Annotated in this window: 21 protein-coding genes; 8 read left to right on the top strand and 13 right to left on the bottom strand. The window is 65.8% G+C overall.

The window, feature by feature from the left end:
• Nucleotides 1–10: 10 nt before the first annotated feature.
• The 7 genes from G0A00_RS26330 to G0A00_RS03780 form a co-directional block, all read right to left on the bottom strand.
• Nucleotides 11–778, bottom strand: coding sequence for a phasin family protein (locus G0A00_RS26330; RefSeq protein WP_203595264.1), 768 nt, complete (start codon nt 776–778; stop codon nt 11–13).
• A gap of 94 nt (nt 779–872) precedes the next feature.
• Nucleotides 873–2,237: an aminotransferase class III-fold pyridoxal phosphate-dependent enzyme gene (locus G0A00_RS03805; RefSeq protein ID WP_164178832.1), complete on the bottom strand. Its 1,365-nt coding sequence runs from the start codon at nt 2,235–2,237 to the stop codon at nt 873–875.
• A gap of 3 nt (nt 2,238–2,240) precedes the next feature.
• Nucleotides 2,241–3,002: a carbon-nitrogen hydrolase family protein gene (locus G0A00_RS03800; protein WP_164178830.1), complete on the bottom strand. Its 762-nt coding sequence runs from the start codon at nt 3,000–3,002 to the stop codon at nt 2,241–2,243.
• Between the two features lie 2 nt (nt 3,003–3,004).
• A complete protein-coding gene (locus G0A00_RS03795) occupies nt 3,005–4,030 on the bottom strand; it encodes an extracellular solute-binding protein (protein WP_164178828.1) in 1,026 nt (341 codons plus the stop codon).
• 43 nt (nt 4,031–4,073) lie between these two features.
• Entirely contained in the window at nt 4,074–4,883 is an 810-nt protein-coding gene (locus G0A00_RS03790) for an ABC transporter permease (RefSeq protein ID WP_203595263.1), read from the bottom strand.
• 226 nt (nt 4,884–5,109) lie between these two features.
• Nucleotides 5,110–6,027, bottom strand: coding sequence for an ABC transporter permease (locus tag G0A00_RS03785; RefSeq protein ID WP_066102865.1), 918 nt, complete (start codon nt 6,025–6,027; stop codon nt 5,110–5,112).
• Nucleotides 6,027–7,112, bottom strand: coding sequence for an ABC transporter ATP-binding protein (locus G0A00_RS03780; RefSeq protein WP_164178826.1), 1,086 nt, complete (start codon nt 7,110–7,112; stop codon nt 6,027–6,029). The genes G0A00_RS03785 and G0A00_RS03780 overlap by 1 nt, the downstream gene beginning before the upstream one ends.
• Nucleotides 7,113–7,198: 86 nt before the next feature.
• Between G0A00_RS03780 and G0A00_RS03775 the strand changes: the two genes are divergently transcribed.
• Nucleotides 7,199–7,990: a helix-turn-helix transcriptional regulator gene (locus G0A00_RS03775; RefSeq protein WP_235952865.1), complete on the top strand. Its 792-nt coding sequence runs from the start codon at nt 7,199–7,201 to the stop codon at nt 7,988–7,990.
• Here G0A00_RS03775 and G0A00_RS03770 read toward each other — a convergent pair.
• The gene (locus tag G0A00_RS03770; protein WP_164178821.1) at nt 7,987–8,613 is read right to left on the bottom strand and encodes a glutathione S-transferase family protein; all 627 of its coding nucleotides are present in this window, start codon (nt 8,611–8,613) and stop codon (nt 7,987–7,989) included. The two genes, G0A00_RS03775 and G0A00_RS03770, sit on opposite strands and share 4 nt — an antisense overlap.
• Nucleotides 8,614–8,822: 209 nt before the next feature.
• On the opposite strand from G0A00_RS03770, the gene G0A00_RS03765 reads away from it, so the two are divergent.
• Complete coding sequence (locus G0A00_RS03765) at nt 8,823–9,977, top strand: SRPBCC family protein (RefSeq protein WP_164178819.1); 1,155 nt, start codon at nt 8,823–8,825, stop codon at nt 9,975–9,977.
• Nucleotides 9,978–10,053: 76 nt separating this feature from the next.
• On the opposite strand, the gene G0A00_RS03760 is transcribed toward G0A00_RS03765, so the two are convergent.
• Together G0A00_RS03760 and G0A00_RS03755 are read right to left on the bottom strand one after the other, a co-directional pair.
• Nucleotides 10,054–10,365, bottom strand: coding sequence for a DUF1244 domain-containing protein (locus tag G0A00_RS03760; protein ID WP_066102879.1), 312 nt, complete (start codon nt 10,363–10,365; stop codon nt 10,054–10,056).
• A 17-nt stretch (nt 10,366–10,382) separates the two neighbouring features.
• On the bottom strand, nt 10,383–11,120 hold the full coding sequence (locus tag G0A00_RS03755) for an N-formylglutamate amidohydrolase (protein ID WP_164178817.1): 738 nt from the start codon (nt 11,118–11,120) through the stop codon (nt 10,383–10,385).
• A gap of 214 nt (nt 11,121–11,334) precedes the next feature.
• Here G0A00_RS03755 and pyk point away from each other — a divergent pair, with 214 nt between their 5' ends.
• The 6 genes from pyk (at nt 11,335) to G0A00_RS03725 (ending at nt 15,562) form a co-directional block, all read left to right on the top strand.
• Entirely contained in the window at nt 11,335–12,780 is a 1,446-nt protein-coding gene (gene pyk / locus G0A00_RS03750) for a pyruvate kinase (RefSeq protein WP_066102881.1), read from the top strand.
• Nucleotides 12,781–12,954: 174 nt separating this feature from the next.
• The gene (locus tag G0A00_RS03745) at nt 12,955–13,179 is read left to right on the top strand and encodes a hypothetical protein (RefSeq protein ID WP_164178815.1); all 225 of its coding nucleotides are present in this window, start codon (nt 12,955–12,957) and stop codon (nt 13,177–13,179) included.
• 134 nt (nt 13,180–13,313) lie between these two features.
• Nucleotides 13,314–13,514, top strand: coding sequence for a 50S ribosomal protein L35 (gene rpmI / locus G0A00_RS03740; RefSeq protein ID WP_009504408.1), 201 nt, complete (start codon nt 13,314–13,316; stop codon nt 13,512–13,514).
• A gap of 17 nt (nt 13,515–13,531) precedes the next feature.
• The gene (gene rplT / locus G0A00_RS03735; RefSeq protein WP_066102884.1) at nt 13,532–13,897 is read left to right on the top strand and encodes a 50S ribosomal protein L20; all 366 of its coding nucleotides are present in this window, start codon (nt 13,532–13,534) and stop codon (nt 13,895–13,897) included.
• Between the two features lie 225 nt (nt 13,898–14,122).
• Nucleotides 14,123–15,193, top strand: coding sequence for a phenylalanine--tRNA ligase subunit alpha (gene pheS / locus G0A00_RS03730; protein ID WP_164178814.1), 1,071 nt, complete (start codon nt 14,123–14,125; stop codon nt 15,191–15,193).
• 84 nt (nt 15,194–15,277) lie between these two features.
• Nucleotides 15,278–15,562, top strand: a complete 285-nt coding sequence (locus tag G0A00_RS03725) for a YrhK family protein (protein ID WP_066102890.1) — start codon at nt 15,278–15,280, stop codon at nt 15,560–15,562.
• On the opposite strand, the gene holA is transcribed toward G0A00_RS03725, so the two are convergent.
• The 3 genes from holA to leuS are packed head-to-tail and all read right to left on the bottom strand — an operon-like array spanning nt 15,559 to nt 19,638.
• A complete protein-coding gene (gene holA / locus G0A00_RS03720) occupies nt 15,559–16,587 on the bottom strand; it encodes a DNA polymerase III subunit delta (RefSeq protein ID WP_164178811.1) in 1,029 nt (342 codons plus the stop codon). The two genes, G0A00_RS03725 and holA, sit on opposite strands and share 4 nt — an antisense overlap.
• The gene (gene lptE, locus G0A00_RS03715) at nt 16,584–17,081 is read right to left on the bottom strand and encodes an LPS assembly lipoprotein LptE (protein WP_164178809.1); all 498 of its coding nucleotides are present in this window, start codon (nt 17,079–17,081) and stop codon (nt 16,584–16,586) included. Before lptE ends, holA begins: the two co-directional genes overlap by 4 nt.
• Nucleotides 17,068–19,638: a leucine--tRNA ligase gene (gene leuS / locus G0A00_RS03710; protein ID WP_164178807.1), complete on the bottom strand. Its 2,571-nt coding sequence runs from the start codon at nt 19,636–19,638 to the stop codon at nt 17,068–17,070. The genes lptE and leuS overlap by 14 nt, the downstream gene beginning before the upstream one ends.
• Nucleotides 19,639–19,650: the final 12 nt, after the last annotated feature.

The following is a 19,650-nucleotide window of genomic DNA, read 5'->3' as shown; positions in this document are numbered from 1 at the left end:
TCCCCGGAAATCAGCCGGGGAAGAAGGGCAGCTTGCCGCCAAGTTCCGCAAGACGCCCCCAATGCGCGCGATAATCCTCGCTGGCCTTCTGGTAGAAGGCGCTCTGGATGTGCATCAGTTCCGCCGGGGTCTTGCAGTGCAGCATTGCATGCTGGGTCGAGACATCCTCGCGCACACGCTCGGCGGTGAAGCTCTGCATTTCGGCACCGATGTCGAGCATCGTGTCGACGATCGCCGTGGCGGCATAGGGCTCGAAATTCCAGCTCAGACGGAACTCGCGCTCGGTGGGCGCAGCCACCGCGGCGACCGCTTTCGCGGCGGCGGGTTTGGCAGCGGGTTTCGCGGCGGGTTTCGGGGCCGGACTGGCGACCGAGGCCTGCACCACAGAGGGTCTGCTGGCTACGGGTTTCGCAGCTGCAGCACGCGGCGCCGGTTTCGGCGTTGCGGGCTTGGGCGATTCGGCGGATTTGGCCGTACGGCGCGGCGCGGCGCGCGGCTTCGGCGCGGGTTTCGCCGGGGGTGAGGCCGGGGTCGCCGCCGGGGTCGGCTCCGGAGCGGGCGCTGCCGCGGTCTCGGCCTTGGGCGCCTCTTTGGGGGCCTCGGGCGCTGCCACGGTCTCGGGCTTCGGCGCCTCAGGTGTTTCTTTTACAACGGAAGTTGTCGTCTTGGCGTCAGACGCGGCGGCGGCCTTCACCGGGCTGCGGCGTCGGGTCGTGCTGCCCCGCGACGTGGTCGACTTGGCACGCGTGGTGGTCTTGCGGGGGGTCGAATTATCCATGTCTGGGCTCCTTCCAAGCAGGATAGTACAGCTTCACCCTTACCACAGGTGAGGCCCGAGCGGGACGCTGCACGTCCCGCTCCGGGCCAATTTGTCACAGGCTGCTCTGCAATGCAGCAATGCTCTCCTTCAGGATGTCCGCAACCCGGTCGATCATTGCCTCGTCCATGATCAGCGTCGGCGAGAGGATCAGGATATTGCCCAGAGGCCGCGCGATGAGCCCGCGCTTCTGCGCCTCGCGCGCGACGCGCAGACCGATCATCTCTTCGGGCGCGAAGGGCTCTTTGGTCTCTTTGTTCTTCACGAACTCGATGCCCATCATGAAGTGGCTGCCGCGCACTTCGCCGACGATGTCGAACTCTTCGAGCTGGCGCAGCAGCCCCTCGAACCGCTTGCCGGTCACCTGCACGCGCTGCGGGATCTGGTCCCGTTCCATCAGCGCGATATTGGCGAGCCCCGCAGCGGCGGCGGCGGGATGGCCCGAATAGGTCATGCCATGGAAGAACATGCCGCCGGGACCCGAGATCACCTCGTGGATCTCGTCCGACATGATCGTCGCCGAGAGCGGCTGGTAGCCCGAGGTAAGCCCCTTGGCGGTGTTGATGATGTCGGGCTGCACGCCGAAGACGTCCTTCGAGGCAAAGAAATGCCCGAGCCGGCCAAAGGCGGTGACCACCTCGTCGGTCACATATTTGATGTCATGCGCGCGGCAGATCGCGGCCATCTCGGCGTGATAGCCCTCGGGCGGCACGATGACGCCGCCCGCGCCCATGATCGGCTCTGCCACCATGCAGGCGATGGTCTCGGCGCCGTAATGCGCGATCGTGTCCAGCAGGTCCTGCTTGAGGGCTTCGAGGAATTCCGCCTCGGTCATCTCGGGCGCCTCGCGCCAATGGTGCGGGCAGCGCAGGTGGTGCACCCATTCCCCGGATTTGCCCCAGCCCTCGGAGTAGCCGGGCGTGGTCATCGCAACGGTGAGGTTGGTCGAGCCATGGTAGGCCCCGTGGCGGCACAGGATGCGCTTCTTCTGCGGCTGGCCAAGGCGGTTGTAGTAATGGTGCAGGATGCGGATCGCGGTCTCATTGGCGACCGAGCCGGAATTGCCGAAATGCACCTTGTTGAGGTTGCCCGGCGCCAGTTCCGCAAGCTTCACCGCCAGCGCCGCAGCGGTGGGATGGGTGAAATTGTAGAAGGTCGAGTAGAAATCGAGCGTGTTCAGCTGCTCGGTGATCGCGTCGATGATCTCGGCCCGCCGGTGCCCGGCGTTGACGCACCACAGCCCGCCGATGCCGTCGATCAGCTCGTTGCCCTCGCTGTCGCGCACCATGGCGCCCTCGGCGCTGACGATGACCGTGCGCGCGCCCGACTGCTTGAGGGCGTTCAGATCGGCCCAGCTCTGCACAAGGTTGGTGTCGGCGGTAAGCACGCCATCGGTGGAAATGTCGAGATCGAGCGACATGGGTTAGACCTCCCTGAAGTCCTGAAGTTGGGTAGAGCGAAGACCGGGCGCGATGGGCGTCCCGACCTCGGCGATGAGCAGCGTCTCGGCGGTTCCGGCGCTGGCGAGGGGCCGCGCGTCCGGTCCGGCGATCAGGGACTCTCCGCCAAAGGAGAGCCCGGCATCGGTGCCGCAGAAATTGGCGTAGGCAATCGTCACACCCACCTCGGCCGCGCGCGCAGGCACGAAGACGCGGGACACATGTTCGAACCCCACCGGGTTCGCGGTCGGCACAAGGATCAACTCGGCCCCGCGCTCCGCCAGCGCCTTCACATGCGCGGCAAACTCGACGTCGTAGCAGATCAGCATGGCGGCGCGCAGGCCCTCCAGCTCGAACAGGCAATAGTCGGAGCCGGGCGCGAAGCTGGCCTTCTCCATCGGCCCGAACAGCTGGATCTTGCGGTAGTGGCCCAGCTCGGTGCCATCGGCGTCCCAGCAGGTGGCGGCGTTGTAGACCAGATCGCCGTCACGCTCGGCCCAGCCGACGCAGAGCCCGCAGCCCGCCGCGCGCGCAAGGCCCGACAGGCGGTCGCTCCAGTCGCCGCCTCGGGGCTGCGACAGCGCGCCATGCAGCTCGGGCTGGTTGTAGCCGGGCAGGAACAGCTCGGGCGCGACGAGCATCCGCGCACCCGCCGCCGCAGCTGCCTCCAGCTGGGCACCGAGGCGGGAGATCCCCGCCTCGATGTCGCCGCCGATGGGCGGCCCCTGATAAAGGGCGAGCTTCATCGTCACTTCTTCAGGTTGGTCCAGATCGCGTCGTACATCTCCTGCACGTCCTGCGCGCAGGCCTCCACGAAGACGCCCTTCACGTCCGCAGGAGGGTTCGACTCGGGCGAATTGGCGACCTCGGGATCAAGGAACTCTTCGACGCCCTTCACGCCCGCGGTGTATTGCGCGTAGTTGGTGACCGCCGCGGCACTTTCGGGCTCGAGCAGGAAGTCCATGAACTTCAGCGCGTTCTCGCGGTTCGGCGCGTCCTTCAGCAGCACGACGTTGTCCATCCAGACGATCATGCCCTCTTTCGGGAAGACATACTCGATCGGTGCGCCTTCAGCGCGGGCCTTGGCCGAGAAGCCCGACCAGATCATGCCAGCCGCCGCATCGCCCGAGACCAGCACGTCCTTGGCCACGTCAGAGCCAAAGCTCGCCCAGTCGGGCTTGGCGGCCTGCACCAGCGCGTTGAGCGCCTTCAGCTGCTCGCGGTCCGAGCTGCACTGCGGGATGCCCAGATAGAGCGAGGCCAGCGTCAGCGTCTCGCCCGAGGTGTCGAGCACGTTGATCTTGCCCTTCAGTTCCGCCGGCGGCTCGAAGATCAGCGACAGGCTGTCGAGCGGGCCATCGTAGACCTCTTTGTTCACCGAGAAGGAGGTCGAGCCCCACTGATAGGGGATCGAAGACTTGCGGCCCGGATCGAAGTCGACGTCCAGCCACTTGTCTTCGATGTTGCCGAAGTTGCTAAGCTCGCCCGGCTCGAAGGTGTCGAGCATGCCCTCGTCGCCCATGATCTTGACCATATAGTCGCCCGGCACGGCCAGATCGTAGCTGCCCATCTTGCCCGCCTTCAGCGCGGCCAGCAGCGCCTCGTTGCTGTCGAAAGTGTCCATGGTCACCTCGACGTCATACTCCTCGGCGAATTTGTCGAGCAATTCCTGCGGGATGTACTCGAACCAGTGGTAGAGCGAGAGCTTGCCCTCGGCGCTTGCGCCGGTTGCCAGCGACAGCGCCAGCACGGATGTGGTGAGGAAGGTCTTCATGTCAGGATCTCCGCTGTTGGTCTGTTGGATGGTTTCTTGATTTTTATCGTTTCGAGTGCCCCGCCCGCCCGATGATCCAGGAAAGCGTGACGAAGACCACCGAGACCCCCAGAAGCAGGGTCGATATGGCCATGATGTTGGGCTTGATGCCCTGTTTGACCGATCCAAAGATCGCCGTGGGCAGGGTCTCGACCCCTGCGCCTTTGACGAAATTCGTGATCAGGAAGTCGTCGAGCGAGATGATGAACGCCAGCAGGAACCCCGAGAGGATCCCCGGCACCATCAGCGGCAGCAGCACCAGCCGGAACGCCTCCCAAGGGGTGGCGTAAAGGTCCATCGCCGCCTGCTCGTACATGTCCGGCACGCTCTGCATCCGCGCCGAGATCGGCAGATAGGCGAAGGGGATGCAAAACACGACATGGGCGATGAAGATGGTCAGCAGCCCGGTCTGAAAGCCGATGGTGATGAAGAACACCAGCGAGGCCACGGCGGTGACGATCTCGGGCACCATGAGCGGCAGGTTGATCAGCGCGAGGCTGGCGGTCTTGCCCTTGAAGCGCCCGGCCCGGTTCATCGCGACGGCGGCGGCGGTGGCAATCAGCGTCGCGCAGATCGCCGCCCCGATGGCGATGGTAAAGCTGTTGATCGCCGCGTCGCGGAACTTTGGCGCCTCAGGGCCGGTGAAGACATCCACGTACCACTTCAGCGAGAAGCCGCCCCAGCGGGTGATCGAAGTGCTGTCGTTGAAACTGTAGATCGCCACGATCACCAGCGGCGCATAGAGCACGAAAAGGCAGAGCCATGTGATCGCGCGAAAGCCGGTGAAGCGGCGCAGGTCGACGGGTTTGGCCATCAGAACGCCCCCCCGAGTTGCGGACGAAGGGCCGCGCCAAGCCGCCCGGAATCAAGCCGAAGGCGCCGGGCGAGCGCCGGCCCGTTCCGGCGGGCTGGCGCTTTGTCATCCGCGCGCGATGCTCCGACGACGCAGAATTTGGCCTCCATAAAGCGCCTTTGCCCAAGGCCGCAGCGCCATCCCACGGGCCGACGCTCGCCCGGCTTGCGGTGCACCAGAGCCACCATCACCGCTCCCCCTTCGTCTGCGCCCGCGCGTGGATCAGCAGCACGCCCATGACGATGGTCAGCAGGATCATCGAGGCCGCCGCCCCGAACGGCCAGTTGCCCGCCGCGCCCTTGAACTGCTCTTCGATCAGCGAGCCGATCATGAAGGTCTTGGCCCCGCCCAGCAGGTCCGGCGCAAGGAACGCCCCCAGCGACGGCACAAAGACGAGGATGCAGCCCGCCACGATCCCCGGCTTCACCACCGGCAGGATCACCAGCCGCAGCGTCTGCCAACTGCTCGCGTAAAGATCCGCCGCCGCCTCCGACAGCGAGAAGTCATAGCGCTCCACCGCGGCGTAGATCGGCAGCACCATGAACGGCAGGTAGCTGTAGAAAAGCCCCAGCTGCACGGCGAAATTGGTGTTCACCAGCGCCAGCGGCGCGTCGATGACCCCCAGCGCCAGCAGGAACTCGTTCAGCGGGCCGGTGTCGCGGATCAGAAACTTCATCGACACCGTGCGGATGAGCAGGTTCACCCAATAGGGCACGGTGATCAGGAACAGCCAGACCGAGCGTTCCTTGGCCGCGCGGGTGGCGATGAACCACGCCGTGGGAAAGCCGATCAGCAGGCACAGCACCGTGGCCAGCCCCGCCTGCCAGATCGAGCGCCAGAAGATGCCGATATAGGTCCACTCGATGCTCGGCGGCTCGTCCCCGAACAGCCCGCGATTGAGGAAGAACTGATCGTAGGCGGCCCATGTGAACTCCCAGATGACGCCGCCGCGGAACTCTTTGGTGAGGAAAGAGTACACCGCCATGATCCCCACCGGCATCACCAGAAAGATGCCGATGAACACCCACGCCGGAAGCAGCAGCTTCGGCCCGTTGCCCTTGTAGATCTCGGAGTTGGAAGCGCCCGCCGGCGCGCCGCCCGCCATCAGTCCGACAGCAGACGCGCTGCGCCTGCCTCGATCTCGATGCCCACCTGCGCGCCGCGCTCGGGAATGACGCCCGCGCCGTTCTGCACCCGCAGCACCAGCGCCTCGCCATCCGACAGGCGGGTGTGCAACTGCGTGTCCGTGCCGAGGTAGACGTGATCCTCGACCGTGCCCTGCAACTGCCCCTGCCCCGCCGCGCAGAGCCCCAGCCGTTCGGGCCGCAGCGACAGATGCCCCTGCCCCGCCCGCGCGCCCAGCGCCGCCGGGCAGGCCAGCGCGGTGCCACCCGGAAGCAGGATCTCGGCCCGGTCCTCGAAGACATGCTGCACGGTCACGTCGAGCAGATTGGTCTCGCCGATGAAATCCGCCACGAAGCGGTTCGACGGCGCCTCGTAAATCTCGCGCGGGGAGCCGATCTGCTGCACATGGCCTGCCGACATCACCGCGATGCGGTCGGACATGGTCAGCGCCTCTTCCTGATCGTGGGTGACGAAGACGAAAGCGATGCCGGTCTCACGCTGGATCGCCTTGAGCTCGCTCCGCACCGCCTGCCGCAGCTTCAGGTCGAGCGCCGAAAGCGGCTCGTCGAGCAGCAGGACCTTGGGCCGCGGCGCCAGCGCGCGGGCCAGCGCCACGCGCTGTTGCTGACCGCCCGAAAGCTGGCCGGGGCGGCGCTCGGCGAATTGGCCCAGCTGCACCAGTTCGATCACCTGCTTGGCGCGGGCACTGGCGTCCGAGCCGCTCCAGCCCCGGCGCTGCAGGCCGAACATGACGTTCTGCAGCACGGTCATATGCGGAAACAGCGCGTATTGCTGGAAGACGGTGTTCACTTCGCGCTTATGCGGCGGCAGCGGCGCGATATCCTCGCCGTGCAGGCGGATGGCCCCTTCCGAGACGTCCTCGAACCCGGCGATGCAGCGCAGCAAGGTGGTCTTGCCGCAGCCCGACGGGCCGAGCAGCGTGAAGAACTCGCCCTCCCCGATCTGCATCGACACGCCATGCAGCGCGGTGAACGTGCCGTAGTGCTTCACCACGTTGTCGATCTCGACCGCGTTTGCCGTCGGTGAAGTTGCGTCCACAGGCATCGAATCTCCTTGCCTATACCCCCGGTTTCTGGAGGATCACGCTAAGAACTGGCCGATCAGGGGGTATATACCCCCAAGGAGGTATGATGCTGCAGCTGCCGAACTCCGCCGAGGCCCATCTGGGGCGCACCATCGCGGCCCTTGGAGACGAGGATTTCCCGGCCGCTCTCTACTTGTGGCTGTCGCGCAGCTTCGAGATCGACAACACCACGATGCTCGCCTATTTCCAGTCCCGGAAACCACAGGTTCTGTTCACGCAATCGCGCGAGAAGCGGGTCCATGAACGTCTGGAAGAAGACTATCTTTCAGGGGCTTACCTGCTCGATCCGTTCCACGACCTGCACGTGCGAAAAGTCCCCGCCGGGCTCTATCGGCTGCGCGACATCGCCCCCGATGCCTTCCTGAGAAACGAGTATTTTGCGGCCTATTATCAGCGCACCACGCTGATAGACGAGATCGCCTATGTGGCTTACCCGGCCGAGGGGGTATCCGTGCATGTCTGCCTTGGGCGCGACGCCTCTTCCGGGCAGAGCTTTTCCGCGCGCGACCTCGATTATGCCCAAAAAATAGCCCCCATTGCCTGCGGATTGTGCGACAAGCAATGGTCGAGCTTGTCGTCCTCTGGCGACTACACCGACGCTGCCGTGACCGGGCGGCTGATCGCCTCCCTGCAGAGCCGACACGGCATCAGTCTCAGCCCGCGGCAGGCCGAGGTGGCGCTGCTGATCCTGCGGGGACACAGCACCGTGTCGATTGCCCTGCGGCTGGAGATCAGCCCGCAGACGGTGAAGGTCTTTCGCAAGCAGCTCTACCGCAAATGCGGCATCTCCTCTCAGGGCGAGCTGTTCTCGCTGATCCTGCCGCTGCTGTCGGACTAGGCGGTCTGGGGCTGCGGAAAGAACGCTTCGGCGCTTTTCATGCCGGGCAGCGCCTGCATCCGCTGGGTCCATGTCGCCATGGATGCCGAGGGGGTGACACCGGCCTTTTCGAGCCATTGGACATACCCCCAGATCGCGCAATCGCCGAGGCCCGGCGCGGCGCCGTGGAAGAACGGACCCTCGCCGAGCAGCCGGTCAAAATTCTCGCGGTCGGTCTCGTAGCGCCCGGTGAGCCAGTCCACCGCCCCATCCGGAAAGCTGTCCCCGTGGGGACGCCGTGCCTCGATCAGCTGCGGCAGGCACATGCCGATGCGGTTGGCCTCCCACATCAGAAGCTCCGCCCCGCGGCGCAGCCCCTCGGGGCTGTCGCCCCCCAGCACGCGCCAGCGCGACGCGATCTCCAGCAGGATCGCGCCCGATTGGGTGAGCGCCGCATCCTCGAGCACCAGCGCGGGCACCTGCGCCAGCGGGCTGGCGGCGAGGAACGCAGGCGGGCGGGTCTCGGGCGCGGCCCAGATGTCGACGAAGACCGTCTCATGCGCGATCCCCGCCAGTGAAAGCGCCAGCGCCACCTTGCAGGCATGGCCGCTGTCGGGGTGGCCGTAGAGGGTGATCTTCGTCATGTCGGTCATCCTGAGTTTGTCCGCGCCCAGTGTCTGCCGTCCCCGCGGGGACGGTCAAACGCTGTTTGGTGCCTCCCCCGATCACAAAGCGTGATGATCCCCCTGCCGGTGCTGGTTTCACTTGACTGGACTGCGATTTGAGGGCGTGGTGCGCGCCGTCCCGCAACAGTTTCTTAACGCCCCTTGCGGCGTGCCTCTGGAGGCGCTGCATGACCATCCACGATCCCGCCGCCGAGCTGCGCGCCAACACCGCCGTGCCCTTCGAAGAGGCGCAGGCGATGCCGGTCTCGGTCTATACCTCCGAGAGCTTCCTCGCGCTCGAAGAGACGCATGTCTTTGCCAAAAGCTGGCTCTGCGCGGGCCGGACCGACGCGCTGAAGGCGCCGGGCGATTACCTGACGATGGAGATCGCTGGTGAGCCGATCCTCGTGCTGCGCGACCGCGAGGGCCACCTGCGCGCCATGTCGAACGTCTGCCGCCACCGCATGTCGGTGCTGCTGGAGGGACGCGGCACCACGCGGGTGATCACCTGCCCCTATCATGCGTGGAGCTACAACCTCGACGGCACGCTGCGCGGCGCCCCGGCGATGGAGCTCAACAGCAGCTTTTGCAAGGACCAGACCCGGCTCCCCGCCGTGCGCTGCGTCGACTGGAAGGGCTGGATCATGGTCACGCTCGACCCGGATCTGCCCGAACCCGCCGAAAGCCTGCGCGAGATGGACGATCTGGTAGGCTATCTTCGCATGGAGGACTACGTCGAGACCTTCCGCGAAGAGCACCGCTGGGACACCAACTGGAAGATCCTCGCCGAGAATTTCATGGAGAGCTACCACCTGCCCATGTGCCACGGCGGCACCATCGGCGGGGCGGTGGACCTGCGGAAGATGACCTGCCCGGAGGGCTTCGAGGGGTTCAACTACCACCACATCCTGAAGGACGATTCGATCGCCCTGTCGATCGCCCATCCAAGCAACACCGAACTGCAGGGCGACGCGCGCTACCGGACGTGGCTGCTGTCGGTCTACCCGGCGCTGCTGATCACCCTGACGCCGGGCTATTTCTGGTATCTCAGCCTCACGCCCGACGGGCCGGGGCACGTGAAGATCCTGTTTGGTGGCGGGCTGCACCCGGATTTCGTCGCCGATCCCGAGGCCGCCGCGCATTTCGAGGCGCTGAAGGGTCTGCTCGACGCGGTGAACGACGAGGACCGGGGCTGCACCGAGCGGGTGTGGAAAGGCATGCAATCGCGCTTTGCCAAGCCCGGCGCGCTGTCACACCTCGAACGGCCGAACTTCGAGTTTGCGCGGTGGATCGCCGGGAAGATTCCCGAAGAGACCCCCGAGAAGTTCCCGGCGGCGGGCTGAGGCCGAGAGGGCGGGACCGGGGGTTTCACACCCCCGGACCCCCGTGGGATATTTTCGTCTAGACGAAGGGCGGAGCTTAGCCCTTGTTGGTGACGTTCTCGGCGAAGGATTTTTCGAAGGCGGCCTTCTGCTCGGGGGTGGCCGCGTCTTGCTGGGCACGCCACGCGTCGTAGGGCATGCCGTAGAAGATCTCGCGGGCTTCGGATTTGCTCATCTCGATGCCGCGTTCGTTGGCCGCCTCTTCGTACCAGCGCGACAGGCAGTTGCGGCAGAACCCGGCGAGGTTCATCAGATCGATGTTGGCCACGTCGGGGCGGTCTTCCATCAGGTGCTGGCGCAGGCGGCGGAAGGCAGCGGCTTCAAGCTCGATACGGGTCTGGTCGTCCATTTTGGTCTCCTCTCAAGTCAGTCGGGCGCGCGGGACAGCGCGGTCTTCAGCAGCGGTGCCAGCCGGGCGGCCCAATCGGCCTGATCTTCTTCGCGCTCGATCAGATCGTTGCGCAGTTCGATCAGCGTGTTGTGGCGGCCATGGTTCAGCGCGTGCTGGTGCATCGAATCCCCCGGCAGATGGCCCGGATAGGGCTGGTTGCGTCCCACCACCAGATCGGGCTGCGCGGCGAGCAATTCAAGCAGCGCGTCCGACAGGCGCGCGTCCCATGCGTGCAGAATGCCGACGTGCCACGGGCGCGGCAGCCGCCCGCGCAACTGCGGCGTGAAGGAATGCACCGAGACCAGCGCCGCCTCGGGACGGTGCTCAAGCAGGCTTTCGACCGCATTGTGATAGGGCCGCCAGTAGGCTTCGATCCGGCGCGCGCGTTCCTCGGGCCCGGCGTGGCGATTGCCGGGGATCACCGAGCCATCATAGAGCCGCATCAGCAGCGTGGGATCGTCCTCGCCGCGGTTGGGGTCGATCACGAGGCGGGAAAAATCGCTCCAGACCAAGGGGCTTTCCAGCGCCTCGGCAAGCGCGCGGGCGACCCCCAGCGCGCCTATATCATAGGCAATGTGGCGCGCCATGTCGGCCTCGGGCAGCCCGAGGGTTCCCCCAAGCTCGTCCGGCACGGTATGTGTCGCGTGATCGCAGGTGACCACGAACCTGCCTTTCCGCTCGGCGCCTTCGATATGGTAGGGAGTATGGGTCATGATCGCTTTGCACTTTGCCGTCATCTCTGGCGTGCCATGTCTAGATCAGTTGCGCCGCGAAGGGAATTCGACAATAAAAGGCGCATCTGTTAGCGATAACCGAACCGTTGCGGGTGGTGGATAGTTTAACTTTGAACCACTACGCTGAGTGAGAATACGCAACTCCACAGCAAAGCGGCCCGCCGGGTCGCGGCAGGAGGTCGAGGAGTTCCAGATGAGACGTTTGCGCAAAGTGAAGATCGTGGCCACGCTTGGCCCGGCGAGCAACACCTACGAGATGATCCGCACGCTGCATGAGGCCGGGGCCGATGTGTTCCGCCTGAACATGAGCCACGGCAGCCACGAGGACATCACCAAGCTGCACCGCGCGATCCGGCAGGTCGAGAAGGATCTGGACAGCCCGATCGCCATTCTGGCCGACCTTCAGGGGCCGAAGCTGCGCGTGGGCGAATTCGCCAATGGCTCGGAAGATCTGGAATGGGGCGCGACCTTCCGCTTCGACCTCGACGAGACGCCGGGCACCGAAAAGCGCGTCTGCCTGCCCCACCCCGAGATCTTTCAGGCGCTTGGCGTCGGCGCGCACCTGCTGGTGAACGACGGCAAGATCCGCATGCGGGTCGAGGAATGCGGTGAGGATTTCGCCAATTGCGTCGTCGAGGCGGGCGGCACCATCTCGAACCGCAAGGGCGTCAACGTGCCCGACGTGGTGCTGCCGCTGGCGGCGCTGTCGGAGAAGGACCGGGCCGATCTCGAGTTCGCCGCGGCGCTTGGCGTCGACTGGCTGGCGCTGAGCTTTGTGCAGCGTCCCGAGGATGTGGAAGAAGCGCGCAAGCTCTGCGACGGGCGGGCCGCGATCCTGTCGAAGATCGAGAAGCCCTCGGCGGTGAAGGCCTTTGACGAGATCCTCGCGGTGTCCGACGGCATCATGGTGGCGCGCGGCGATCTGGGTGTGGAACTGCCGGTGCAGGCGGTGCCGCCGATCCAGAAGCGGCTGATCCGCAAGTGCCGCGCCGCGGGCAAGCCGGTGATCGTCGCGACGCAGATGCTCGAATCGATGATCGAGAGCCCGATGCCCACCCGCGCCGAGGTCTCGGACGTGGCCACGGCCATCTACGAAGGCTCGGACGCGGTGATGCTCTCGGCCGAATCCGCCGCCGGGCAATATCCGGTCGAGGCGGTGACCACGATGAACAACGTGGCAATCAGCGTCGAGAAGGACCCGACCTTCACCGAGGTCATGGAGAACTCGCGCAACATCGCCCGCAACACCGTCGCCGACGGCATCGTTGCGGCCGCGCGCGAGATCGCCGAGACCGCCAACGTGAAGGCGATCTGCTGCTTCACCTCCTCGGGCACCACCGCGGCTCTGGTGGCGCGCGAGCGTCCGCGGGTGCCGATCATCGCGATGACCTCGCTGCGCGGCACGGCGCGGCGGCTGTCGCTGACATGGGGCACCAACTGCGTGATGACCGGCGAGCTTGAGCGCTTCAAGCAGGCGGTGGTCAACGCCGCGCGCGCGGCGCGGGCGCAGGGCTATGCGGGAACCGAGGACAATATCATCGTGACCGCGGGCGTGCCCTTCAACATGTCGGGCACCACCAACATCCTGCGCGTCGCCCCCTGCGACGAGCGGCTGATCTATTCGACCGATCCCGAGTAAGCGCGGCCCCGGTTACAACGAACCGGTCGCAAATCACCGTTAAGCTTTCGCGGCGCGCGCCCCTCCCGGCGCGCGCCGCTGCGTTTTGATCTGCGCCGCCGCCGCGCTAGACTCTGATCGGTGCCGGCAAAGGCATGTGTCCGTTTGATCAGTTCCGCGAAAGGCCGCAGCGGCGTGACCCCAGATCAGTTCCTCGTGCTTGGCCTGCTGCTTGCCGGGTTCGGCCTGCCGTTTCTGGTGGCCGCTTGGGCCGAGCGGCGGCGGCCATGGGCCGGGGCTCTGCTGCTGGCGCTTGGCATTGGCTTTGTGCTGCGTGCGCAGGTCTCGCGCCCCGGCGGCTATGGGCTTGCCGAGATCGAAGACGCAATCTATGGCGTGATCGGCGCGCTGATCCGCTGACCGCGCGCCGCCCCTTCCCACCGATAAGGGCTTGCACCGCAGCCCGCTCCCGCCTATAGGGGCGCCTCTAACCGCGCGGCCGGCTCCTGTGGCATGCCGAGTCGCGCTGAACGCACTTCGTTAAGGAGACGAAAATGCCCAAGATGAAGACAAAGTCGAGCGCCAAGAAGCGCTTCAAGGTCACCGCGACCGGCAAGGTCGTGGCTGGTCAGGCCGGCAAGCGCCACGGCATGATCAAGCGCACCACGAAGTTCATCCGCGACGCTCGCGGCACCACCACGCTGTCGGCTCCCGACGCAAAAATCGTCAAGGGCTACATGCCCTACGACCGCTGAACAAGGAGTTCTGATCCATGGCACGAGTCAAAGGTGGTGTAGTCACCCACGCCCGTCACAAGAAGGTCATCAAGGCAGCCAAAGGTTACTATGGCCGTCGTAAGAACACCTTCAAGGTTGCAGCACAGGCCGTCGATAAGGCGAACCAGTACGCGACCCGCGACCGCAAGAACCGCAAGCGCAACTTCCGCGCTCTGTGGATCCAGCGTATCAACGCTGCCGTTCGCGCGCATGACGAGGCTCTGACCTACTCGAAGTTCATCAACGGCCTGAACCTGGCTGGCATCGAAGTTGACCGTAAAGTGCTGGCGGATCTCGCCGTGCACGAGCCGGAAGCCTTCAACGCCATCGTCGACCAGGCGAAAGGCGCGCTGGCCGCCTGATAGGCGCCAACGGCTGAGTTTCGAAACGCCGCTCCTTCGGGGGCGGCGTTTTCTTTTGCGCTTTCGCTGGGCTGTGACGTGTTTGGGGCTCTGCCCCCGCCGCGCGATGCGCGGCTCCCCCGGGATATTTTCACCAAGAGGAAGAGCCGCGCGCCCCTGCCCTTGCGCAGAGCCCGCGCAGCCGGTACTGCACGACCCCGAAGAGATGCTCGGAAGAGGCCCCGAATGGACGACCTGCGCGACAAGTATATCGACCTGATTGGCAAGGCGGCGGATGAACCCGCGCTTGAGGATCTGCGGGTGCAGGCCGTTGGCAAGAAGGGCGAGATCAGCCTGAAGATGCGCGAGCTGGGCAAGATGAGCCCCGAAGAGCGGCAGGTCATGGGACCGAAGCTCAACGCGCTGAAGGATGAGATCAACGCGGCGCTCGGCGCCAAGAAGGCGGCGCTGGCCGATGCGGCGCTGAACGAGCGTCTGCAGGCCGAGTGGCTGGACGTCACCCTGCCCGGCCGCAACCGCCGCGTCGGCAGCATCCACCCGGTCAGCCAGGTCTGGGAAGAATGCACCGCGATCTTTGCCGACATGGGCTTTGCCGTGGCCGAAGGCCCGCAGGTCGAGACCGACTGGTACAATTTCGACGCGCTGAACATCCCCGGCCACCACCCGGCCCGCGCCGAGATGGACACGTTCTACATGCACCGCGCCGACGGCGACGAGCGCCCGCCGCATGTGCTGCGCACCCATACCTCGCCGGTGCAAATCCGTTCTATGGAAGCGGGCGGCGCGCCGACGCGGATCATCTGCCCGGGCCGCGTCTACCGCGCCGATTACGACCAGACCCACACGCCGATGTTCCATCAGGTCGAGGGGCTTGCCATCGACAAGGATATCTCGATGGCGAACCTCAAGTGGGTGCTGGAAGAGTTCTTCTCGGCCTATTTCGGCCGCTCGGTGAAGACCCGTTTCCGCGCCTCGCACTTCCCCTTCACCGAGCCCTCTGCCGAAGTGGATATCCAGTGCCAGTGGAAAGACGGCTCGGTCACCGTGGGTGAGGGCGACGACTGGCTGGAGGTTCTGGGCTCGGGCATGGTGCACCCCAAGGTGCTGCAGGCCGGTGGCATCGATCCAAGCGAATGGCAGGGCTTTGCCTTCGGCATGGGCATCGACCGGATCGCCATGCTGAAATACGGCATCCCCGACCTGCGCGCTTTCTTCGATTCCGATCTGCGCTGGCTGCGCAACTACGGTTTCGCCTCGCTGGACGTGCCGACGCTGCACGGCGGGCTGTCGCGCTAAAGCGCGCTGCTTGGCAGGACCAGAGGGCCCGGTGCACCAGCGCCGGGCCTTTTCCTTTGTCGGCGGCGCGCCATCTTCTGGCCCATGAAGCTGTTCAACCACGCCAACCGGCAGCGCAACGCCGACACGCGGCGCGTCTATGCGCTTTTCGAGATTGCCCACACGCTCGTCGATTTCGGCGCGGCGGTCTGTTTCACCATCGGCTCGGTGCTGTTCTTCTGGAAGCAGTATGAGACCATCGCAATCTGGTTCTTCACCGTGGGCTCTGTGCTGTTCATGGTGAAGCCCACGCTGCGGCTGGCGCGCGAGATCAAGCTCTGGCAGATGGGCAAGCTGGAGACGCTGGCCGAGCGGGAAAAGGGCGGCTAGCGCCGCGAGGCAAGCCATGCGAGGCGCACGAAATTGCGCTCGACCAGTGCCATGGCGGGCGCGCGAGCCCCGGCGGAGCGGATCGACAGATCGGTCTCCATCAACATCGACAGCGCGTCTTCGAGCCGGTCGGCGTTCCAGCCCGAGGCCTGACGCAGCATGCGGTCGCGGCGCGGGCCGAAGAGCGGCGGGCGCAGGCGCTGCACGCCCGCTTGCGGGCCGCCCGGCGCCGAGGCCAGCGTGTAGAGCACGCGGAAGTGACGCATGGCCATGATCAGCAGCGTCACCGGCGCCACGCCCTGCCCTTCCAGCCGCTGCATCAGCGGGCCGATCTCGGGCGAGCGGCCCTCGGCCACCACATGCAGGATGTCGTCCAGCTCTGCCTCGATGGAGGCGGGCGCGCAGGCGGCGACCTCCTCGGGCATCAGCGGCGCGGGATCGTCGAGCTTGTAGAGTGCGAGCTTTTCCAGAACCTGCCGGAAGTCGCCCGGCTCCAGCGCGCGGGCCAGATGATCGAGCGCATCGAAGGCGGCCCGATCGACCTGGGTGAGCCCGGCCTTGGTCAGCGCGGCCTCGATCTCGTCGCGGCCCGGAGGATCGGAGTAGATGCCGATGGCCAGCGCCTCGGGCGCGGCCTCGAAGAGCTTGCGCAGCGCGGATTTGGCGGTGAGCTGACCGGCGGTGACGATGATCTGCGCGTCGCCGGGGCGCCAGTCGGTGAGCGCCGCGCCCATGATCTTGGCGAGCCCGTCGGTCGCCTCTTCCACGAACACCACGCGCGGGCCGGGAAAGAAGCCCTGCGCCTTCACCGCGTCGAGCAGCATCGCCGGATCCTTGCGCAGATCCCCGCCCGACATCCGGGTGAGCCGCATTTCCGTCTCGGCCTCGGGACCGACCAGAGCGGCGATCACCTCTTGTCGGCGATGGGCGACGCGCATGGCGTCCTCGCCGAACAGCAGCACGCCGGACCGCGTGGGATCCGGCTTGCGGAAGAAGGCCTGTGCGTCGCGCCCGGACAGCTTCATTGCGGCAGGTCTGCGGCGACCAGCATCAGCCGGTCGATCACCCGGTCGGCGAGCGTGATCATCAGCCGCTCTTCGGCGTCGCGTTCCGAGGCCTCTGTGGCCGCGGTCGAGCCGGTGGTGGAATAGCCGGTGAACGACGAGGTGGAGCCCTCGGTCAGCGTCTCGGCACTGGCCGTGTCGCGCAGCTTGAAGCTGACCTCTCCGACCAGACGGATGCGTGTGGTGTTGCCGTCGGCGAGCGAGCCCTGCCCGGTGCTGTCCGTCCGGATCGTCGTCTCAAGCTGATAGGGCGCGCCGATTGGCGCACGGCCCAGCCGCTCCTCGATCCGCCGATTGAAGAGATAGGCGTTGGGGCTGTCCGGATCGCTCAGCGCGATCTGACCGAGCAGCGCCTGCCCGCCCCCCTGCGGCCCGTAAACCGGGGTGAATCCGCAGCCCGCGAGCGCAAGCGCGCCGCAGGCTGCGAGAAAGGTTCGACGATTAGGCGACCACATTGACGATCCGGCCCGGCACCACGATGAGTTTCTTCGGCGCGGCCCCTTCGAGGGTCCGCACCACAGCATCATGTGCGAGGACGAGTTTTTCAATCTCTTCCTTGGGCATGTCCTTGGGAACGGTCAGTTCTCCGCGGCGCTTGCCGTTGACCTGAATCGGCAGGGTCACGCTGTCTTCGACCAGCATCGCCTCGTCGGCCTTGGGCCAAGGCGCGGTGGCGATCAGCCCTTCGCCGCCGAGCAGCTGCCAGACTTCCTCGGACAGGTGCGGGGTCATCGGCGACATCAGCTGCGCCAGAACCTTCGCCGCCTCGCGCTTGGCTGCGCTGCCGGCCTTGGATTTGCCCAGCACGCCGGTGAAGGCATAGAGCTTGGCGATGGCCGCGTTGAAGCCAAAGCTTTCGACGCCCATGGTCACATCGTGGATCGCCTTGTGCATCTCGCGCAGCAGCGCCTTGTCCTCTGCGCTTTCGGGCGCGTCCGACTCGGCGATCTCGGCGGCGATGCGGTAGACCCGTGCGAGGTGTTTGGACGCCGCCTCGGCCCCCGAAGCGGTCCATTCCACGTCACGCTCGGGCGGGCTGTCCGACAGCACGAACCAGCGCGCGGTATCGGCGCCGTACTGGCCGATGATCGCGACCGGGTCGACCACGTTGTTCTTGGACTTGGACATTTTGGCCGAGGGGATGATCTCGACCTCGGTGCCGTCCGCAAGGAAGCCCTTGCCGTCCTTCAGCTCCACCGCCTCGGGGTAGTGGTAGACCGGGCGGCCTTCGGCGTTGCGCGTCTGATAGATCGCGTGGGTCACCATGCCTTGGGTAAAGAGCGCGTTGAACGGCTCCTTGCTCTTTTCGGGCAGGTGGCCGGTGATGTGCATCGCGCGGGCGAAGAAGCGCGAGTAGAGCAGGTGCAGGATCGCGTGCTCGATGCCGCCGATATACTGATCGACGTTCATCCAATACTCGGCCTCGGCCATGTCGATGGGCGTCTCGGCGCGCGGCGAGGTGAAGCGGGCGAAGTACCAGCTCGAATCGACGAAGGTGTCCATCGTGTCGGTCTCGCGCCGCGCCGGGGCGCCGCAGGACGGGCAGGCACAGTCACGCCACGAGGGGTGACGGTCGAGCGGGTTGCCCGGCACCGAGAAGTCGATCGGCGTGCCGTCTTCGTCGTAGGGCAGCGCGATCGGAAGGTTTTCCTTCTTCTCGGGCACCACGCCGCAGGCCTCGCAATGGACCACGGGAATCGGGCAGCCCCAGTAGCGCTGGCGCGACAGGCCCCAGTCACGCAGGCGGTACTTGGTCACGCCCTCGCCGATGCCTTTCGACGCGCAGAAGTCGACGGCGGCGTTGACGCCCTCTTCGCCGGTCTGCACCTCTTCCCCGGCGACGAGACGGGTGTAGCGCACCTTCTCGGTCTTGGCGGGAACGAAGGGCTCTGCCTGGATGTCGATCTCACCCTCGAGCGGCACGAAGGTTTCCACGATCGGCAGGCCGTACTTCGAGCAGAAGTCGTGGTCGCGCTGGTCGTGGCCCGGGCAGCCGAAGATCGCGCCGGTGCCGTAATCCATGAGGATGAAGTTGGCGATATAGACCGGCAGTTCCCAGCTGTCGTCAAACGGGTGACGCACCTTGATGCCGGTGTCGAAGCCACGCTTCTCGGCCTTCTCCAGCTCTTCTTCCGAGGTGCCCATGCGGCGGCACTCGGCGACGAACGCGGCAAGCTCGGGGTTGCCCTGCTCCAGTTCCTTGGCGAGCGGGTGGTCCGGCGAGATGCCGACGAAGGACGCGCCGTGCAGCGTGTCGGGCCGGGTGGTGTAGCACTCGATCTTGTCGAAGCCCTCGGGGGCACCCTGCGTGTCGAAGGAGAACTGCAGACCGCGCGAGCGGCCGATCCAGTTCGCCTGCATCAGCTTCACCTTGGCGGGCCAATCATCGAGCGTGTCGAGCGCGTCGAGCAGCTCGCCCGAGAAGTCCGAGATCTTAAAGAACCACTGGGTGAGTTCCTTGCGCTCCACGAGCGCGCCCGAGCGCCAGCCGCGACCGTTCTCGACCTGCTCGTTGGCGAGCACGGTCATGTCGACCGGATCCCAGTTCACCACGGCGTTCTTGCGGTAGACGAGCCCCTTGTCGAGCATGTCGAGGAACAGCGCCTGCTGCTGGCCGTAGTATTCCGGATCGCAGGTGGCGAACATGCGCGACCAGTCGAGGCCGAAGCCCAGCGGTTTCATCTGCGCGACCATCGTGTCGATGTTGGAATAGGTCCAGTCCTTGGGGTGACCGCCCGAGGCCATCGCGGCGTTCTCGGCGGGCATGCCGAAGGCGTCAAAGCCCATCGGGTGCAGCACGTTGAAGCCGTTCTGCTTTTTGTAGCGGGCGATCACGTCACCCATCGTGTAGTTGCGGACGTGGCCGATGTGGATGCGCCCCGAGGGGTAGGGGAACATTTCCAGCACGTAGTATTTCGGCTTGTCGGCGGAGCGGGTGGCCTTGAAGGTCAGGGCCTCTTCCCAGGCGGCCTGCCATTTCGGCTCGATCGTGGCGGGGTCGTAGCGCGACATAATCTGTTGTCC

The sequence above is a fragment of the Salipiger sp. PrR002 genome, from assembly GCF_010500775.1.
Taxonomy (GTDB): domain Bacteria; phylum Pseudomonadota; class Alphaproteobacteria; order Rhodobacterales; family Rhodobacteraceae; genus Salipiger.
Note: the sequence above shows the minus strand (reverse complement) of the source record. Positions and strands in the feature narration are given on the sequence as shown.

Excerpts from the sequence above, each read along its gene's own strand:
- G0A00_RS03775 (WP_235952865.1), top strand. The coding sequence starts at position 7,199 with ATGCTGCAGCTGCCGAACTCCGCCGAGGCCCATCTGGGGCGCACCATC.
- holA (WP_164178811.1), bottom strand. The coding sequence starts at position 16,587 with ATGAAGCTGTCCGGGCGCGACGCACAGGCCTTCTTCCGCAAGCCGGAT.
- lptE (WP_164178809.1), bottom strand. The coding sequence starts at position 17,081 with ATGTGGTCGCCTAATCGTCGAACCTTTCTCGCAGCCTGCGGCGCGCTT.
- G0A00_RS03760 (WP_066102879.1), bottom strand. The coding sequence starts at position 10,365 with ATGGACGACCAGACCCGTATCGAGCTTGAAGCCGCTGCCTTCCGCCGC.
- G0A00_RS03725 (WP_066102890.1), top strand. The coding sequence starts at position 15,278 with ATGAAGCTGTTCAACCACGCCAACCGGCAGCGCAACGCCGACACGCGG.
- pheS (WP_164178814.1), top strand. The coding sequence starts at position 14,123 with ATGGACGACCTGCGCGACAAGTATATCGACCTGATTGGCAAGGCGGCG.
- pyk (WP_066102881.1), top strand. The coding sequence starts at position 11,335 with ATGAGACGTTTGCGCAAAGTGAAGATCGTGGCCACGCTTGGCCCGGCG.
- G0A00_RS03785 (WP_066102865.1), bottom strand. The coding sequence starts at position 6,027 with ATGGCGGGCGGCGCGCCGGCGGGCGCTTCCAACTCCGAGATCTACAAG.
- G0A00_RS26330 (WP_203595264.1), bottom strand. The coding sequence starts at position 778 with ATGGATAATTCGACCCCCCGCAAGACCACCACGCGTGCCAAGTCGACC.
- rplT (WP_066102884.1), top strand. The coding sequence starts at position 13,532 with ATGGCACGAGTCAAAGGTGGTGTAGTCACCCACGCCCGTCACAAGAAG.
- rpmI (WP_009504408.1), top strand. The coding sequence starts at position 13,314 with ATGCCCAAGATGAAGACAAAGTCGAGCGCCAAGAAGCGCTTCAAGGTC.
- G0A00_RS03780 (WP_164178826.1), bottom strand. The coding sequence starts at position 7,112 with ATGCCTGTGGACGCAACTTCACCGACGGCAAACGCGGTCGAGATCGAC.
- G0A00_RS03790 (WP_203595263.1), bottom strand. The coding sequence starts at position 4,883 with ATGGCCAAACCCGTCGACCTGCGCCGCTTCACCGGCTTTCGCGCGATC.
- G0A00_RS03800 (WP_164178830.1), bottom strand. The coding sequence starts at position 3,002 with ATGAAGCTCGCCCTTTATCAGGGGCCGCCCATCGGCGGCGACATCGAG.
- G0A00_RS03765 (WP_164178819.1), top strand. The coding sequence starts at position 8,823 with ATGACCATCCACGATCCCGCCGCCGAGCTGCGCGCCAACACCGCCGTG.
- G0A00_RS03795 (WP_164178828.1), bottom strand. The coding sequence starts at position 4,030 with ATGAAGACCTTCCTCACCACATCCGTGCTGGCGCTGTCGCTGGCAACC.
- G0A00_RS03770 (WP_164178821.1), bottom strand. The coding sequence starts at position 8,613 with ATGACGAAGATCACCCTCTACGGCCACCCCGACAGCGGCCATGCCTGC.
- G0A00_RS03805 (WP_164178832.1), bottom strand. The coding sequence starts at position 2,237 with ATGTCGCTCGATCTCGACATTTCCACCGATGGCGTGCTTACCGCCGAC.
- leuS (WP_164178807.1), bottom strand. The coding sequence starts at position 19,638 with ATGTCGCGCTACGACCCCGCCACGATCGAGCCGAAATGGCAGGCCGCC.
- G0A00_RS03755 (WP_164178817.1), bottom strand. The coding sequence starts at position 11,120 with ATGACCCATACTCCCTACCATATCGAAGGCGCCGAGCGGAAAGGCAGG.